Source organism: Tardiphaga sp. 862_B3_N4_1, assembly GCF_051811085.1.
GTDB classification, from domain to species: domain Bacteria; phylum Pseudomonadota; class Alphaproteobacteria; order Rhizobiales; family Xanthobacteraceae; genus Tardiphaga; species Tardiphaga robiniae.
This window is the reverse complement of the sequence record NZ_JBPWQB010000001.1, coordinates 678,183-694,660: the sequence shown is the minus strand read 5'-3', so window position 1 is coordinate 694,660 and position 16,478 is coordinate 678,183. Positions and strand designations below refer to the sequence as shown.

At 58.2% G+C, this 16,478-nt stretch carries 16 protein-coding genes; 11 read left to right on the top strand and 5 right to left on the bottom strand.

Features of this window, described 5'->3' with window-relative positions; translation table 11 throughout:
* Positions 1-497: 497 nt before the first annotated feature.
* The gene (locus AB8B02_RS03305) at positions 498-1,964 is read right to left on the bottom strand and encodes an undecaprenyl-phosphate glucose phosphotransferase (RefSeq protein ID WP_120288738.1); all 1,467 of its coding nucleotides are present in this window, start codon (positions 1,962-1,964) and stop codon (positions 498-500) included.
* Positions 1,965-2,009: 45 nt separating this feature from the next.
* Positions 2,010-2,606: a Crp/Fnr family transcriptional regulator gene (locus AB8B02_RS03300; RefSeq protein WP_158596788.1), complete on the bottom strand. Its 597-nt coding sequence runs from the start codon at positions 2,604-2,606 to the stop codon at positions 2,010-2,012.
* Positions 2,607-3,122: 516 nt separating this feature from the next.
* Between AB8B02_RS03300 and AB8B02_RS03295 the strand changes: the two genes are divergently transcribed.
* A complete protein-coding gene (locus tag AB8B02_RS03295; RefSeq protein WP_120288737.1) occupies positions 3,123-4,391 on the top strand; it encodes a polysaccharide biosynthesis protein in 1,269 nt (422 codons plus the stop codon).
* Positions 4,392-4,424: 33 nt separating this feature from the next.
* Here the strand turns inward: AB8B02_RS03295 and AB8B02_RS03290 are convergent, their stop codons facing one another.
* From AB8B02_RS03290 to rfbF, 3 genes are all read right to left on the bottom strand, one after another.
* Positions 4,425-5,147 carry a response regulator transcription factor gene (locus tag AB8B02_RS03290; RefSeq protein ID WP_120288736.1) on the bottom strand — a complete coding sequence of 241 codons (723 nt, stop codon included), beginning with the start codon at positions 5,145-5,147 and terminating at the stop codon, positions 4,425-4,427.
* Between the two features lie 303 nt (positions 5,148-5,450).
* The gene (locus tag AB8B02_RS03285; RefSeq protein WP_120288735.1) at positions 5,451-6,509 is read right to left on the bottom strand and encodes an NAD-dependent epimerase/dehydratase family protein; all 1,059 of its coding nucleotides are present in this window, start codon (positions 6,507-6,509) and stop codon (positions 5,451-5,453) included.
* A gap of 10 nt (positions 6,510-6,519) precedes the next feature.
* The gene (gene rfbF, locus AB8B02_RS03280) at positions 6,520-7,368 is read right to left on the bottom strand and encodes a glucose-1-phosphate cytidylyltransferase (RefSeq protein WP_120288734.1); all 849 of its coding nucleotides are present in this window, start codon (positions 7,366-7,368) and stop codon (positions 6,520-6,522) included.
* A gap of 515 nt (positions 7,369-7,883) precedes the next feature.
* On the opposite strand from rfbF, the gene AB8B02_RS03275 reads away from it, so the two are divergent.
* The 10 genes from AB8B02_RS03275 (at position 7,884) to AB8B02_RS03230 (ending at position 16,448) form a co-directional block, all read left to right on the top strand.
* A complete protein-coding gene (locus AB8B02_RS03275) occupies positions 7,884-8,201 on the top strand; it encodes a hypothetical protein (RefSeq protein WP_439063110.1) in 318 nt (105 codons plus the stop codon).
* A gap of 1,128 nt (positions 8,202-9,329) precedes the next feature.
* On the top strand, positions 9,330-9,950 hold the full coding sequence (locus AB8B02_RS03270; RefSeq protein ID WP_439062523.1) for a GntR family transcriptional regulator: 621 nt from the start codon (positions 9,330-9,332) through the stop codon (positions 9,948-9,950).
* Positions 9,951-10,149: 199 nt separating this feature from the next.
* Positions 10,150-10,659 (top strand): ureidoglycolate lyase, encoded by a 510-nt coding sequence (locus AB8B02_RS03265; RefSeq protein ID WP_120288731.1) that lies wholly within the window; start codon positions 10,150-10,152, stop codon positions 10,657-10,659.
* A gap of 11 nt (positions 10,660-10,670) precedes the next feature.
* Complete coding sequence (locus AB8B02_RS03260; RefSeq protein ID WP_199712030.1) at positions 10,671-11,582, top strand: allantoinase PuuE; 912 nt, start codon at positions 10,671-10,673, stop codon at positions 11,580-11,582.
* Between the two features lie 34 nt (positions 11,583-11,616).
* On the top strand, positions 11,617-12,480 hold the full coding sequence (locus AB8B02_RS03255; protein WP_120288729.1) for an ABC transporter substrate-binding protein: 864 nt from the start codon (positions 11,617-11,619) through the stop codon (positions 12,478-12,480).
* A 75-nt stretch (positions 12,481-12,555) separates the two neighbouring features.
* On the top strand, positions 12,556-13,227 hold the full coding sequence (locus AB8B02_RS03250) for an amino acid ABC transporter permease (protein ID WP_120288728.1): 672 nt from the start codon (positions 12,556-12,558) through the stop codon (positions 13,225-13,227).
* Positions 13,228-13,236: 9 nt separating this feature from the next.
* Positions 13,237-13,908: an amino acid ABC transporter permease gene (locus tag AB8B02_RS03245; RefSeq protein ID WP_120288727.1), complete on the top strand. Its 672-nt coding sequence runs from the start codon at positions 13,237-13,239 to the stop codon at positions 13,906-13,908.
* 1 nt (position 13,909) lies between these two features.
* Complete coding sequence (locus AB8B02_RS03240) at positions 13,910-14,893, top strand: NAD-dependent epimerase/dehydratase family protein (protein WP_120288726.1); 984 nt, start codon at positions 13,910-13,912, stop codon at positions 14,891-14,893.
* Positions 14,890-15,666, top strand: coding sequence for an SDR family NAD(P)-dependent oxidoreductase (locus AB8B02_RS03235; RefSeq protein ID WP_439063109.1), 777 nt, complete (start codon positions 14,890-14,892; stop codon positions 15,664-15,666). The genes AB8B02_RS03240 and AB8B02_RS03235 overlap by 4 nt, the downstream gene beginning before the upstream one ends.
* Positions 15,663-16,448 (top strand): amino acid ABC transporter ATP-binding protein, encoded by a 786-nt coding sequence (locus AB8B02_RS03230; protein ID WP_199712029.1) that lies wholly within the window; start codon positions 15,663-15,665, stop codon positions 16,446-16,448. The genes AB8B02_RS03235 and AB8B02_RS03230 overlap by 4 nt, the downstream gene beginning before the upstream one ends.
* Positions 16,449-16,478: the final 30 nt, after the last annotated feature.

Genomic DNA, 16,478 nt, shown 5'->3' with positions numbered 1-16,478 from the left:
AGTTTGCAGATCCGCTTAAGGGGAGCAAAGACATCGTGGATGGACCACCACGGCCGCGCTGGCGGCGTATCACATACGTCGACAGTTCACATCACGTAGATACCTTAAAACATGAAAGTGGCAGATTTCTGCGTGATTCGACAGATCTAGATGGTAGTTGGCGGTAGGAGATCGATATTCCTTCGTCGCGGCTTTTCAGCAGCGCGATGTCTCCATTTGGATCATCCCACCTTGTGTACAGAAGCGCATTGACGCCCTATAGCTGAACGAGACTTTGCCCTGATAGCGCAATGACAATCGCGCTTACGCTCAATGCGGCTCGCACAGCAGCGCTCATCAAATGACGGGGGTGACCGCAATCTCGCTTCAGTGCTAAGGCGCCCGACATCCCGGCGACGCGGTGGGGAAGTAAACTTACGGCTTCTCCGAACTGGCCGTCACTAGGCGTGGTGTTCTGAGGTTTCACTGCCGCCCGTGCAACAAGCTTCAACAACACATCAATAAACGTTGTCAGTCTTCAACACCCGAAAGACCGTCAAAACCAGGATGCGAAGATCCAGCCAGATCGACCACGATTCGATATACCACAGGTCGCTTTCGACCCTCTTCTTCATCATGCCGATCTCTGGGGTTTCGCCTCGGAATCCATTGACCTGAGCCCAGCCTGTAATTCCTGGCTTGATCTTGTGTCGCATGGCATAGGTTGCAATGAGCTGATCGTATTCAGAATCGTGTGCCAATGCATGCGGCCGAGGCCCCACGAGCGACATTTCCCCACGAAGTACGTTGATTAGCTGCGGTATCTCATCAATGCTGAGCTTTCGCAACAGCGCTCCCAGCCGCGTAATACGATGATCATTCCTCTTGGCCTGAACAATGACCGGTCCGTCGTCTCGCGTGTTCATCGTCCTGAACTTATAGATCTTGAACGGCTTTCCGTTGAAGCCTGCCCGCTGCTGGAGAAATAACGACCGGCCCGGCGACTCCAGGCGTATTGCGATGCTGATAATCGCAAACATTGGCAGCAGGACAATGAGTCCCGATGCGGCCAACAGCTGGTCCATGGATCGTTTCATTGTCCGCTGCGTGGCACTCAGGGGCGCACGCTGCAGCTGCAGGGCCTTTGTCGGGCCAAAATCGAATAGCGGTCGATCCAGCAGGCGAGCTGTCCTTTGATCAGAAACGAGTTTGATTGGAATCGGGAGAACACGCAGCTCGCTTTCGACTTGCCCGACCGCATCGAGAAATGCCCAGGGCATTGCGATCACGACCTCGTCCACCCCGGTTTGGCGGACATAGCGAACGAGCTCGCGCATGCGTTCCTTGAGGATGGCGGGATCGAGTAATTGGCCGGGCCCCATTGGAAGCGATACGATTTTGCAAACAGAGTAGCCATATAACTCGAGCTTACTCAGCATTGCGTTACCGATGAGTTCCTCCTCTAGACCGACCAAAACGATCCGGTTCGGCCGAATAAGCTTCGAGCGGATGACATAGGAACAGAGTTCCGCGACGATAACTCTCAACACGGAAGAAACAACAAGACCGCTTGCAAAGAAAAGCAAAACCCAGCCACGAGAGAAGGTCGAGCCGCTCTTGAGCAAGAAAACGAGAGCCGCGAGAGACGCAAATACGGCCAACCATGTCAGTGCGGATCTGCCAACCTGCCACCGGCCTCGCAGCAGATTGGACGCTTGATACAGCTTCGAAACATGACTAATAGCGGAATACAGAATGCCGACAGCCATTCCCGAGCCCAGGTTGTTTTCCGCGCTGCTATAGCCAGTGACAGCGGTAGCATCATAAATGACGCCCGTCGCGACCGACAGAATTACAATCCATCCCAGGTCAAGCGCCGCTACGAGCGGGGAAATCACTGACAAGGAGGACGGCACGCCGAACTCGTGCTGACCGTGCGGTCGCTCCAGTCTCGCCGCGGCCTTTCGATCGCCCACCGGATCCATTGAATCTGCTCCTACCAAATCTTGAGAGCTTCACCACACTATCCGCTATCTCTGCGCCCTTGCGCTTGCGACCTTCATCAACCCATTTTGATTGATGAAGCGAATGGTCTTCCGGCTTGGCAAATCAATTAGCTCTTTCGCTTTGAAATCAGCGAGTGCTCGACAGACAGTCTCAATTGATGTTCCGACATGATCGGCGATATCGGCCCGAGATAGTTGCAGCCGAAGCGCTTTGGGACGCTTCGGGTCCTCGCGCAAATGAGGTTGAATGCGAAGCAGAAGCCACGCAATCCGGGCGACGCAGGTTCGCTGGCTCATCGTCAGTACAAGAGAGAGTGTTTCCGACAGAACTTGATGAGTCCCGCATGGCTCGCCCTGATGACAAACGCGAGCAACGGTGGTGCGAATGACTCGGCAATCCGTAACTGCTTCAGCTGTGAATTCTTGGCACGCCTGCTGGGTGGGCATGACAACATCGCCTGGCCAATAAAAGGCAAGGATTTGCCGGTTGCCGTCGGGGAGCAGACGCACTGCCCGCACGACGCCTTCGATGATTTCGATCTTCTGGTTTTGTTGCTCTCCCTCCCAGAACAGGGCTCTGCCCCGCGGAACAATCGTCGGAGTGGGAGTACGATCCAGCATTATCTTGCTGGGCAGCACAGCAAGGCCAATCGGCGCGCGTGTGCAGGACGGCTTTAGGGAAACCATGTCTAGCGGCATTGGTCCAACCCTCAACGTTAAAGCGTGCGTTGAAGGTGGCATGCAGACAACTTTAAGAAAATTCAGGCTCGTGCGCTAAGTTTTCTATGGTTCCAACTCGGCCTGATGGTCTAGACCGAATGTCAGGAAAACTATACTGCGCTTAGCTGGCGCACATTTTTGGTTATGATAGCGCCTATAATACTGGCGTATTGCCACCGAGCGCAGCATTCTACGTATTTACTATCACGCATGGAATATGCGCGATTCACGCATCGATGTCATCTTCGAATTCTGTGACGACCGTCAATTATGCACTGACCTTTTTTGATTGAATGCGGACTTCACAGATGGCCCCATCGAGTGGCTCACGCTGCTATTCAAGGTCATCCAGAGACGTGACTGGGTGAAGCGGCATATCGCTTGAGAGTGAAGCCCTTTCACCAATCGAAAGAGCGCATGCCATTGGTCAGAACGGGGCTTCTCGCCACCTCAGTCGCTATCCTCGGGATGCGGGTAACCATCTTGGCATGCAAGTTCGGGCTCGCCATCTTTGTTGGCCGCTATCTCGATCTTTCATCGCTAGGGGTCTTTGGACTCTGCGCCGGCGTTGTCGCCTTGGGACCGAGCCTGGTCGGGATGGGCATGGTCCATCTCATCGTGCGGGATGCAGTTACGCTGCCGCTCGCTGAATTGATCGACCTGCTGCGGCACTACTGGTCCTTTGTCACCATCGTTTACGCCCTAGCGCTGGCGGTTTCCTTTCCGGTCACGCACCTTCTGAACGGATCAAGCATATGGTCGCTGGTCATCGCGATTACGCTGCTAGAGCACTTCGGCAACGACGCTTTCCAGTTACTATCAAATTTGCAAAAGCCCCTTCTGGCCAACATAAGCGCCTTCATTCGCGGGGCCCTCTGGGTCTTGGTCTATACCCCACTGGCCATCTGGTATCCGGAACTCAGATCCATGTCCGCGTTGCTGTGCTTCTGGCTCGCCGGCAGTATCGTGGCTTTGGCTCTGTTCTTCTGGACAACCAGACTGTGGCCGTGGACAGCAACCTCGCTGGCGGCGATCGACCCACAACGAATTTTCTCCACGATCAGGAAAGGTTTCGTCATTTACCTGAGCGATCTCGGTTTTGTTGCAAGCCAATATATCGATCGCTATCTGGTTTCATTTTTCCTCGGGCTGGAGCTAACCGGCATTTACTTTCTCTATTGGTCGGCCGCAAACGCCGTGAGCACCTTCGTGAGCATTGCCGTCCTGCAGGTACAGCGTCCCATATTGATCAAGGCACACCATCATGGCGGCGATTCAGAACACCAGAAGCTGCTGATGCCGTTTCTAGGCACGACATTGCTCTCGACAATCGCATTGGGTGCAGCGACCGGATTGGCGTTCTATCTCGTCTTGCCGTATTTGAAGCAGCAACCAGCCATCGGAAACTTCCTGTTGGCATTCTGGCTTATCATGGCGGGTATGGCAGTGCGCAACGTCGCAGATTTTGGAGCCATGGCGTTGTTTACGGCTCGCCGAGATGGCGTTATGACGCTCACCAATCTCGCATCGGTTACTGGGCTGATCGTCGCCCAGTCGCTCTGTCTGCCACTCATGGGGCTTTATGGCGCCGGGACCGCTATGATCATCACGTTTGGGGCGATCACAATCTGGCGCGGCGCGTTGCTGTATGACCCTGCGCCGAGCAAGTCGCCAGCGCTGGGATAGCTCCAGGTTACCCAGGATCAACGACAGCCAGCTCTATGCCGGAAATCTCATGCGTGATCGGCCGCCATTCATACCCATCCCCTCGATCATGAAACGAGTGCTGGAAGCGCGGCTAGCAGTACGTTCTTTCGGTCCAACAATCTTTGCGGCCATGAACGCCGCCTCGGTTCTATTGCGAGCGCCAAGCGCCCGAAGAAGTGCAGCTGTATGAATTTTGCTCGTGCCCTCGGCGATGCTCAGCTCACGTGCGATCTCTTTGTTCGACATTCCCTGCGCCAGCAACGGCAGCACGTCATGCTGGCGACGCGTCAAACGAAGTTTGTCGACATCGACCGTCATCGTACGCTGACTGCCAACGCTGCCATGATCGCCATCTGCGAGCCATCGTGGAACATAGATGCGTCCAGTGAGCAGATCGCTGATAGCCGTCAGCAACTCTTCGTCGGATTGCAGCTTGTAAACAAATCCGTGAAACCCAGCCGAGAGGCAGCCAAATACGTCAGCGCGGGTATTTGACGTCGACATGATTGCAACGCGCGTTGCAGGTCTTCGCTCATAAACCTGCGCGAGCACCTCAAGCGAAAGGTCGTTGAGGCTTGCTCGATCCATCAGGATCAAGTCGAAACAATCATCCGCTTCGAAAACCTCGAGGCGAGACGCCTCGATTACTCTGGAGTGTGGAAGTCTTGCCTCAATAACGTCCTTGAGGCCGGCTCGATAGACGCTGTGCTGGTCGACCACTAAGATTACTGACACGACACCAACCCCTGGTATGCGTAATCCAAATTTATGCGGCGATAATTCTGCTTCGGGCGCCCTCTACCGCCGCTCACTTTAATATTCTGCAATGCAACAAGAATACCTACGAACGCCCCCGTGTCAACTCATTGAATCAAATGGAACTTTTCGATGACCCGTATAAATCTGGGTACACGCGCATAAATTATGCACTCGCAATATCGACAATCGCGCACTCGGCTGGATTGCAATACCTTTATTCTACTCGGCACGAGAGTGCACACATGCAGACTGCGCGGAAACGTCGCGGTTAGTTTGCAGTCATTCCGCCGCGACTGCAGGGAACATGTCCTTCATTGGCGTCCAACGAAGCCGCGGATCCAATTGCTCTGTATCCCGCAGATGCCGGAGTTCAGCCAATCGCGTAAAGGGCGCCGCATTGAAAACTTTCTCGTCAAGCTGAATGCGCTCAAAGACGCTCTTTAGCTGCAGCGCTCCCAATCGCGCATCCCATTTGCAACAAAAGCTTGGCAGATGCTCTTTTATCTTTGCGAATGAAACGCGATAACTACGATCGTCTGCTCCAGCAGGCCCAAAGGTCAATACGGAGCCGGCGAATGTCTCATTGACGATATTCGCAATGTCACGGACCGCATAGTTCTGCGTCTCGTCGCCGACATTGAAGGCCTCGCCCCACACCGCTTCGCGGGGCGCCTCCAATGCGCACACAATCGCTTGGCAAATATCATCGATATGCACCAACGGTCGTAAAGGCGACCCATCACTCATCACACGCACTGTTCCAGAGGTGTATGCGAAGCCGGACAAGTTGTTCAAGACCAGGTCAAAACGTTGCCGTGGCGAAGCGCCGAATGCCGTGGCGTTGCGAAGAAACACTGGCGTGAAGCGCGAGTCGGCCATTGCCCTTACGTCGCGCTCAACTAGAACTTTGCATTTGGCATAAGCAGTGCGCGGGTCTACCGATGACGTCTCGGTCTTCAGCTCATCGCCGGACGCGCCATAGATGCTGCATGACGACGCGTAGACAAATCGTCGAACGCCGGCATCCTTACATTTCTTTGCAAAGGCGACCGAGCCTTCGTGATTGATCTCCATGGTCATGCCAGGGTCATTCTCGCCGAGAGGATCGTTCGACAGCTCGGCAAGGTGCACGACTGCATCAATTCCAGTAAGATCAGTCGTCGCTAGTTGGCGCGTGTCCTTCGAAATGACCATTGGCCGTGTGCAGCCATCATCAAACAACCAGCCCCGGCGATAAAGGCCTGTGTCGATGCCAACTGCGTCATGACCGCTGCTGAGAAGCTTTGGCCCAAGTACTGCGCCAATATAGCCATCAGCTCCTGTATATAACACACGCATAATTTCGCCCTCACTTAACAGTCTGACCGGCAAATGCCGGATCAGACATACGCGAAACATTGGACCTCGGACCCGTGGACTTCTGATCCCAGACACACCACGGTGGGTTTCCTGTATCCCACAACTCCTGCAGGACGGCCTTGTCGCGCAGAGTGTCCATATTTTGCCAGTAGCCGTGATGCCGATAGACCGCGAGCTGATCTCGATCGATGAGCTGAGCCAACGGCTCGTTCTCCCAGCTCGTGCTGTCGCCCTCGATCACGTCGAGTGCTTCAGGCTCGACGACAAAAAAACCTCCGTTGATCACCTGCCCGTCTCGCGCATCCTTTTCCCGGAAGCGGGCCGCACGTGGACGCTCTGACGACAAATTAATCGCACCGAAGCGACCGGGCTGCTGGACCGCTGTCACCGTCGCGAGCGCTCCTTGCTCGTGGTGGAACTTGATAAGCTCCTGCACATTCACATCGCTTACGCCATCGCCGTAAGTGAGACAGAACGTCGAGTTTCCGATATAATCCTTCACGCGCTTCAATCGCCCGCCTGTCATGGTCTTCTCGCCGGTATCGACGAGCGTGACCTTCCACGGCTCGCTTGCATTGCGATGGATCTCGACGTCGTTACGCTGCAGGTCGACGGTGAGATCACCCTGGTGCGGCAAATAGTTCAGAAAGTAGTCCTTGATCACCGAGCCCTTGTAGCCGCAGCAGATCACAAATTCGTTCAGACCATGATGCGAGTAGAGTTTCATGATGTGCCAGAGTATTGGACGCCCGCCGATTTCGACCAAAGGCTTGGGAACGACCGACGTATGCTCGCTGAGGCGCGTGCCATAGCCGCCTGCAAGGATCACCACCTTCATTATTCTCTCCTGTCCTTTGGTCGCCATCGTCTGATTTCACACATCGGATACCGTCCGATGTGCAGATGAGCTTATTGGCAGGATAGGCAACATCACCCGTTGCGAGTTGACAGCCGTCAAATCTGAATTTTCGTTGAGCAATAACTTTTGCGCCAACGTTCTACTTATAAAGTGCCTGCGAGATTTTGATTGAGGGCCACCGATATGGTCGCCCATGCGCGACCATTGCGATTACGTTGAGATCTCTGCGAGCGTCGATTGGCCAAATACGCACTGATGAGTCAGAAACGATGAGTCCGGAGTTTCTACTTCTTCTCATGGCCTTTACCGCACTATGTCTGATGGTGCTGACAGCCTATTGCGGTGGCGAAGATGTATTGTCTGGCCGCTTCACTTCACCTTCAGCCCTGGATACTCCCCACGTCGCCACGATTCATCGCCCGCCTCATGTGACACCAGATACAGCAGATTTCTTCAGTTGAGACTGCGTTGAACTTAGCGTCGGGATTGGAACTTTGAGCAGCTCGCACTTTCTGACACCAGGTCAACTTCAGCTCCTGGCGACGGAAGTAGTCGGCCCGGCTCCAGGCTGGAATGCGAAGATCGAAATTCCCGTAGGCGGCGGCATTTTCGTCGGCGGGGAGGAAGCTTCCGATCTGTTCGCCCGCGCTCTGTTGCAGGCGACTCCCTTGCCACCACCACATGAACAGGAATTTGATGAGGAAGCGGGCTCACTCGTACTCGACCATTTATGGACCGCGACATCCGCCGGTCGCCAGGCACGCGATAACGCAATTGCATCTGATAGCGATGGGACGAGTCCGGTCCGCTGATCTTAGGTCTGACGATATGCTCACCGCCTCAAGCGCATCTGCCGAGAGGCTTCGTTACAGCTTGAAATCCAGCTCTACGACGCCATCGATCGGTTTCGTGCAAGCAGCACTGAGCCAGAGCTTTGGCCAAGCGATCTTGAATAACCTCACAGCAATATCTGGAGGCAGCTGCGACTCGACCTTTACGATAGCCGACTGCCTCTTCCCACAATTCCAGAACTCAAAACTGATGCAATTTCTGCGATAATCGTATTCTGGCTCGAACAACAAGCCTCGCGGTATTGTCTCGCCACCCATAATCTGCCTCGCCCCTGCGCAACGCGTTACGTAGCCACGCGTCGTCCGATGCAGGCATTTCATATCGATAAATTGTCGATAGGTTGACGTGCGCAGGAAGATTCGGGCTGGGTCTGTAAAATTATTTAAACCACCGGCGTCCCGGATTCATAAGCGACCGTCGATGATTGCGCCTGTGATTGATGGCAGAATGCAGCGTTTACTCTTGTGCAAATTATATCGGCCTAATCGACACAATTCTCACACCCAGGCACAGCGGGATCGTAATTGTCTATGCCGGAGGGATCCAAATTGTCTTACGGCGCACATGTGTCGCGGGATACTGTAGCGTAGGGGTGCCACATGAATTGTATCGAGCGATACTCTCTGGTTCAGCTCGTGGGGATGCATTCAATAAACGACCTTATGTCGTCGATGGACACAGCGATGAGGTCTTGTCGCGGCGCGGGAGCAACGTCAACTCCATCGGACATGATATATCCGCAAGTGGCGGCGGCAAACCCGCAAGAAACTGAGAGCTGGTTCCGGAATAAAAATGGATGGTCGACCATGTCGTGGAGAGTGCGGCTTTGCGCCAGAAGCGGTCATGTGGAGCTCCAAAGACAGCGGAATTTCGCGAAGTCCGCATAAAAGGCGACACCAATTGAGAATGGGTGGCTCGTCCAGAGCTTCGGCTTGACCAGCGGCGAGAACGTACCGTACGTCTACCGATATGGCGGCATATCTATCCAATCGTCGAAAGCAACGTTCGTGCCCTCTGTCAACAAAGCAAAGAAATCAACCAGCAAACGCCCGGCACGGACCAATGGCAGCATAACAGACGCAACCTATTTGAAGCTGCACAACCTGATCGAGTCGCGACAGCTGCAGCCCGGCGAGGTGATTGAAGAGCGCCGGCTTGCACTGCGGCTGAAAGTCTCGCGGACACCGCTGCGGGCTGGCATCAGCCGGTTGCTGGGTGAAGGCAGGCTCGAGCAATTGTCCAACGGCACTGTGGTGGTTCGCACAATCGAGATGGCGGAATTGCTCGAATTGGTCCATCTCCGCATGGTGCTGGAGAGCGAAGCGACGTTCATTGCGGCGACCCGCATCGCGCTGGATATCCTTGCACCGATCAGGGCTGCGCTGGAGAAGATCATTGCTGCGTCGACAGTGTCCGGGACGGTTCACTGGACCCTCGACGATGAAATTCATGACCAGATCGCGCGGCATTGCGGCAATCGCTCGCTTGAGAAGCTGATTGGAGAAATCCGGCAGAAAATCCGGATGTGCAATGTAGAGCGCCAGCCTGGCCGGCTGCTGCCCGCCACCCGCGAGCATCTGGCGATTATCGATGCCATCATCGATCGTGATGCCGCCGCAGCCCGTCAGGCGATGATCCTGCATCTCACTAATGTGCGGCAGGGATTGCTCGAACGGTTCGGGATCTTCCTGCCCGAGCCTCACGGCTAGGTCGAGATCAGGCAGAATCCCTGCGGGTGCATGTCCGAAAATTCTGCAGCTGCCCGCAATTTTGTCGGACTCCGTCCAAATTTGACGCAGCTTCCCGGGCTTCGCAGCTTGACTGAAATCAGCATGGGCGGTTCACTGGTATACCATTGGAATATCGCCTCGCTTCGCAGCAGGCCGACCAACCAGATGTCCCGCCTGAATGACGCCGAACCACATTGCTTCCCATACCGTCGCGGCCGAACCGCTGTCCCCGGCCGCCTTTGCCGCCTTCGGCGATGTAGCCGAGCGACCGATCGACGTGCGCCGGCGCTATCTTCCGACATCGGACGATCGCACCGAGGACGCCGCCACCTTTTCCTTCTGGATCAGCAGCGCCGCCAGGCTCGGCAGTCTGCCCCTGCCAATCACGACGCTGGAGCGTCATCCGTTCTCCGCCCAGACCTTCATCCCGCTCGGCAACAGCCAATACCTGGCGATCGTGTGCGATGCCGGCCCGGATGGCCTGCCTGATGTGGCCACCCTGCGGTGCTTCATCGCCGGAGCGCATCAAAGCATCACCTTCGCCCGCAATGTCTGGCATCATCCCATGACCGTTCTCGGCGCGGCTATGGAATTTGCCGTCGCCATGGGCATGACCGGCCGACAGGACGACGACGTGTTCGTCGATATCGCTGGCGACATTCGCGCCGTGATGCCGCAGAGCGCATAGGGATCGCAATGATGCCGCATGATGATCACCTCACCCGCGACTTCGTCGGCTACGGCCGCACCCCGCCACATCCGCAATGGCCGGGCGCAGCAAGAATCGCACTCAACTTCTGTATCAACTACGAAGAAGGCTCCGAGCCGTCGTACGCCGATGGCGACGGCGTCACCGAAGCAGCCCTGACCGAAGGTGGCGGTGGCGGCTTCGAGGGCCGCGACCTCGCCGCCGAGTCGATGTTCGAATATGGCAGCCGCATAGGCTTCTGGCGCGTGCTGCGCCTTCTGTCCGAGCGCGGCATGATCGCCACCGTCATGGGCTGCGCGCTGGCGCTGGAACGCAACAACGAGGCCTGCGCCGCCATTCAGGAATATGGCTACGACGTCTGCGCCCATGGCTGGCGCTGGGAGCGACATCCGTTGCTGTCCGAGGCCGACGAACGCGAGCGCATTCGCAAGACCGTCGAGAGCCTTACGCGCACCACCGGCGAGCGTCCGCTCGGCTGGTATTGCCGCTATGGGCCGAGTGTGAACACGCGGCGCCTCGTGGTCGAGGAAGGCGGCTTCCTCTACGACTCCGACGCCTATAACGACGAATTGCCGTACTGGACACGTGTGCTCGGCAAGCCGCATCTCGTAGTGCCTTACGGTCTTGCCAACAACGACGCAAAGTTCAGCCGCGGCGCGATGGCAACGGCGGATGATTTCTTCGTCTATCTGCGCGACGCCTTCGACATGCTTTACGCGGAAGGCGCCACCGCGCCGAAGATGATGTCGGTCGGACTCCACACCCGCCTGATCGGCCATCCCGGCCGCGCCGCCGGCCTACAGCGCTTCCTCGATCACGTCGCCAAGCACGACAACACCTGGGTCTGCCGGCGCGGCGACATCGCCCGTCACTGGCAAGCCACTCATCCCCCCACGCCCTGATCTCCACCACATCCGCACCCGAAAGGACGTTCCCATGAAACTGAAACCCACGCATTGGCTGTTCGCGCTGATGCTGTCGACTGCGGCATTCGCCGGCGGCGCCAGCGCGCAGGAAGCCGATCATCCCTCCGACAAACCGATGGTGGTCGCGTCCGACTTCGGCGTCGCGCCGTGGATGGTGCGCGGCCCCAACGGCCCCGAGGGTTTCGGTGCGGATCTGATCAACGAGATCGGTAAAGATCTCGGCCGCCCGAAGGTCGAGATCGTCGACATCAATTTCTCCGGCCTGTTCGCGGCGCTGTTCGCCAAGCGCGCCGAATTCCTCGTCAACCCGCTCAACCTCACTGCCGAACGCTCCGAGCGCATGCTCTATACCGAGCCGCTATTCTCCACCGGTAACGGCTTCATCGTCCGCGCCGCCGACGAGATGAAGGGCTTCGAGGATCTCAAGGGCAAGGCCGTCGCCGTCAACCGCGGCACCATCTCGGATACCTGGGCCACCGCCAATGCGGAGAAATACGGCTTCGAAGTGCAGCGTTACGATGTATTCCCCGACACGGTGCAGGCCGTGCTGACTCGCCGCGCCTTCACAGCGCTAAATGAGATCCCGACAACCGTCTATGCTGCCAGCCAGAACAAGGCGATCAAGGTTGGTTTCAAGGACTTCAACGGGCGAAACTTCGCCTATGCATTCCGCCTGGAAGATACTGAGTATCGCAACAAGGTCGAGGCAGTCATCGAATGCATGAAGTTGGACGGCCGCCTGCGCAAGCTGCACGAGAAATGGTATGGCGCAACGCCCGATGCCGGCTCGGCCATCGACACTGTGTATTTCGGCTATGGTCCTCCCGGCTTCAAGGGTTTCGAGCCCACCTCGCACGTTCCGGCGTGCAAGTAGCACGCTTGCTCTGACAAGATAGCTGCGAACACCGGACCGGCCCGAGCCGGTCCGACCGCGGTTGATGGACACCCGATGGAGCGGATAGTCGAATACTACTTCAATGCAGAAGTCATCGCGGGCGCCTTCCCCCAGGTGCTCGCGGGCTTTCGCACGACGGTCATCGTATCGCTTTTGATTATTTTCTGCGGCACGCTGTTCGGCCTGTCGCTGGCACTGCTGCGCTGCGCCAACCTGCGCCCCGTCAATTTCATCATCACCGCTTATGTCGACGTGCTGCGCACGCTGCCGCAACTCGTCGTGATCGTCTTCATCTATTTTGGCCTGCCTTATCTGGGCCCGGCGCTGTCCCCCTTCGCAACCACTGTGCTGGCGCTCGGCATGGTGCTGTCGGCCTTTTCCACCGAGATCTTCTGGTCCGCGATCATGGCACTGCCCCGCGGGCAATGGGATGCCGCGAGCGCGCTCGGCTTCAGCCGGCTACGGACGCTGATCACGATCATCCTGCCGCAGGCCATTCGCCTCGCGATCCCGCTTCTGACCAACCGCGCCATCTCCATCAGCAAGGGCACAGCGCTCGGCACCGCGGTGTCGCTCCCGGAAACGCTCGGACAGGCGCAGAGCGTGATGGCGCTGGTCGCCAATCCCTCGCCGCTGACGCTGGCCGCGGCGTTCTACCTCACCTTCTTCCTGCCGCTGGTGATCGCCAGCCGGTGGATCGAATATCGTACCAGCACGGGGCGTTGAGCGGATCGCATGCAGGATTTCCTGGACAATTTCGCCAACTGGGAGTCGCTGTTGCGGGTCTATCCGCTGCTGCTGCAGGGGCTGCTCTATACAGTCTGGCTCGCGGTGGTGGCGCTGCCGCTCGGCATTCTCGCCGGCCTCGCCATCGCCGTGCTGTACAGCTTCAAGAACCGCTGGGTGAATATCGCGCTGCTGATTTATATCGACCTGTTCAGATCGTTTCCCGTGGTGGTACTGCTGATCCTGATCTTCTACGGCATGCCGTTTCTCGGCGTGACGCTCGGCAGCTTCACCGCGGCGGTGCTGGCCATCGTTCTCAACAATTCCGGCTACTATGGCGAGATCTTCCGCGCCGGCATCCTGTCCGTGCCCCACGGCCAGACCGAGGCTGCCCGGGCGCTCGGTTTCAAGCCGCTGCATGTGGTGTTCTCCATCGTGCTGCCGCAGGCGATCCGCAACGTGCTGGCGCCGCTCGCCAGCAATTCGCTGGAACTCGTCAAGGCGACACCAATTGCCGCCTTGGTCGCGCTGCCTGAACTGCTGCGCTCAGCCCGCGTCGCCCAGGAGCAAACCTACAACCCGACGCCGCTGATGGCGGCCGCGGTGATCTTCTTCGTCATTCTGTATCCGTTCGCGCGCTGGGTGGCGCGGCTGGAACGGCAAGCACTGAAAGCCCGCTGACATGGCCACACTGATCACCGGCGGCAGCGGTTTCATCGGGCTCGCGCTCGCCGAACGCCTGATCGCTGACGGCGAGACCGTTATCTTGTTCGACCTCTCAGCCCCCGGCCACGACATGCTGATGCGCGCCGAGCTTGCCGGCGCTACGCTGGTCACCGGCGATGTCACAAGCGCCGACGACGTCGACCGCGCGTTGAACACGGCCGGCATCGACCGCGTGATCCACACCGCCGCGATGACGCCGAATGCCCAGCGCGAGCATGACGCTGCGCGCCAGATCGTCGACGTCAATATCGGTGGCACCGTCAATCTGCTCGAACGCGTAACATTGCGACCCGCCATCAAGCGCGTCACCGTGCTCAGTTCGGTCGCAGTGTACGGCTTCTCGCAACCGGCCGCGTCGGGCCTGTTCGAGGAGGATTTGTCGCCGCCGGCGCCAGCCGCGCTCTACGGCATCACAAAGCTTGCATCGGAACAGGCGGCGCTGCGGATCGCCGACCTTCACAAGCTCGATGTGCGCGTGATTCGGCTCGGGCCGGTCTTTGGCCCATGGGAATTGCAGACCGGTGTCCGCGATGCGCTGAGTCCGCATTATCAGGTGCTCCGTATGGCCTTCGACGGCCGTGAAGCGATTCTCCCGCGCAGCATGGCCGGCGATTGGATCTATTCTCGCGACGCTGCCCGCGGCGTCGCGAGGGTGAGCGCCTCCGACGCGCTGAAGCACCGCACCTATCACGTCAGCGGCGGTGTGTTGTCCGATCTGCCACGATGGTGCGAGATCATCGCGACGCACATGCCCGGCTTCCGCTGGCGGATGGCGGAGATCGAGGCGGAGGGCAACGTGATCTACGGCCTGCCGAAGGACCGTGCGCCGCTGAACATTGCGCGACTGGCCGCGGATGCCGGCTTCGCGCCTCAGTATCATCTGGAAGATGCGGCGCGCGACTATCTCGGCTGGTTGCCGCAGGCAGGAGAACCCGCTTGAGCAAACGTCTGGCTGGAAAGTCGGTTCTGATCACCGGCGCCTCCTCGGGCATCGGCCGCGCCATCGCCCGCCGGTTTGCTGTCGAGGGCGCGAAGCTCATGCTCGCGGATCTCACCATGGACGTGCGCGAAGGCGGCACTCCGACATTGGAGCTGCTGCGTGCAGACGGTTATGAGGTCGATTTCATCCAGATCGACGTCGCCTCGGAGGACGACACCGTCCGCGCCGTCCAACAGACCGTTGCGCGCTACGGCCGCCTCGACGTGCTCGTCAACGACGCCGCCATCGGCACCGGCAAGCGTCTGACCGACACCAGCCTCGCCGAATGGGACAGGACGCTGGCGGTCAATCTCACTGGCGTATTCCTGATGTCGCGCGCCGCCGTCAACCAGATGCTGACGCAGGATATTCGCAATGAGACCCGCGGCCGCCTCGTCAACATCTCCTCGCAACACGGCATGATCGCCTGCCCGGAAGACATCGCCTATGGCACCTCCAAATCCGGGGTCGTCTACATGACGCGGCAGATCGCGGCGGACTACGCGAAGGATCACATCATCTGCAATGCAGTCGCGCCCGGCAAGATCGTCACCGGCAAACTAGGCCGCGCCGCGGAGCCGCGCTGGATGGACTACTCCACCAGCCGCACGCCGATGCCGCGGCTGGGCCGTCCCGACGACGTCGCCAATGCAGCGCTATTTCTGGCCTCAGACGAGGCAACTTTCATGACGGGCGAAAACATTCTCGTCGATGGCGGCTGGATGGCGTCATGAGTAACGTTTCGGAGAGCACCATGGAGCAAGCGCCTGCTGATACATCCGCGCCGATCATCCAGATGTCCGGCGTCACCAAATGGTATGGCGACGTCCAGGTGCTCAAGGGCATCGACTTCACGGTGGCGCGCGGCGAGCGCGTCGTGATCTGCGGGCCTTCGGGGTCCGGCAAGTCGACCATGATCCGTTGCATTAACCGGTTGGAAGAACATCGCGACGGCCGCATCATGGTCAATGGCGTCGAGCTGGATCACTCGACGCGCAATGTCGACGTGGTCCGCCGCGATGTCGGCATGGTATTCCAGCAGTTCAACCTGTTTCCGCATCTGACCGTGCTGCAGAACCTCACCATCGCGCCACGCAAGATCCGCGGCGCAACGAGGCAGGAAGCCGACGAGGTCGCGCGCTATTTTCTTGAGCGCGTACGGATCTCCGAACAGGCCGATAAATATCCGAGCCAGCTCTCCGGCGGCCAGCAGCAGCGCGTCGCCATCGCGCGTGCGCTGTGCATGAAACCGCAGATCATGCTATTCGACGAGCCTACCTCCGCGCTTGATCCGGAAATGATCCAGGAGGTACTCGACGTCATGGTCGGCCTCGCCCGCGAAGGGATGACCATGGTCTGCGTCACCCACGAGATGGGCTTCGCACGCACGGTCGCCGACCGCGTGGTGTTCATGGACGCCGGCCGGATCATCGAAGAAGGCCCGCCGGCCGGTTTTTTTTCGGATCCGAAACAGGATCGAACCCGTGCATTCCTCAAACAAATTATGCATCGATGACCGAAGCGCCCGCTTTGCGGCATAAGCGGA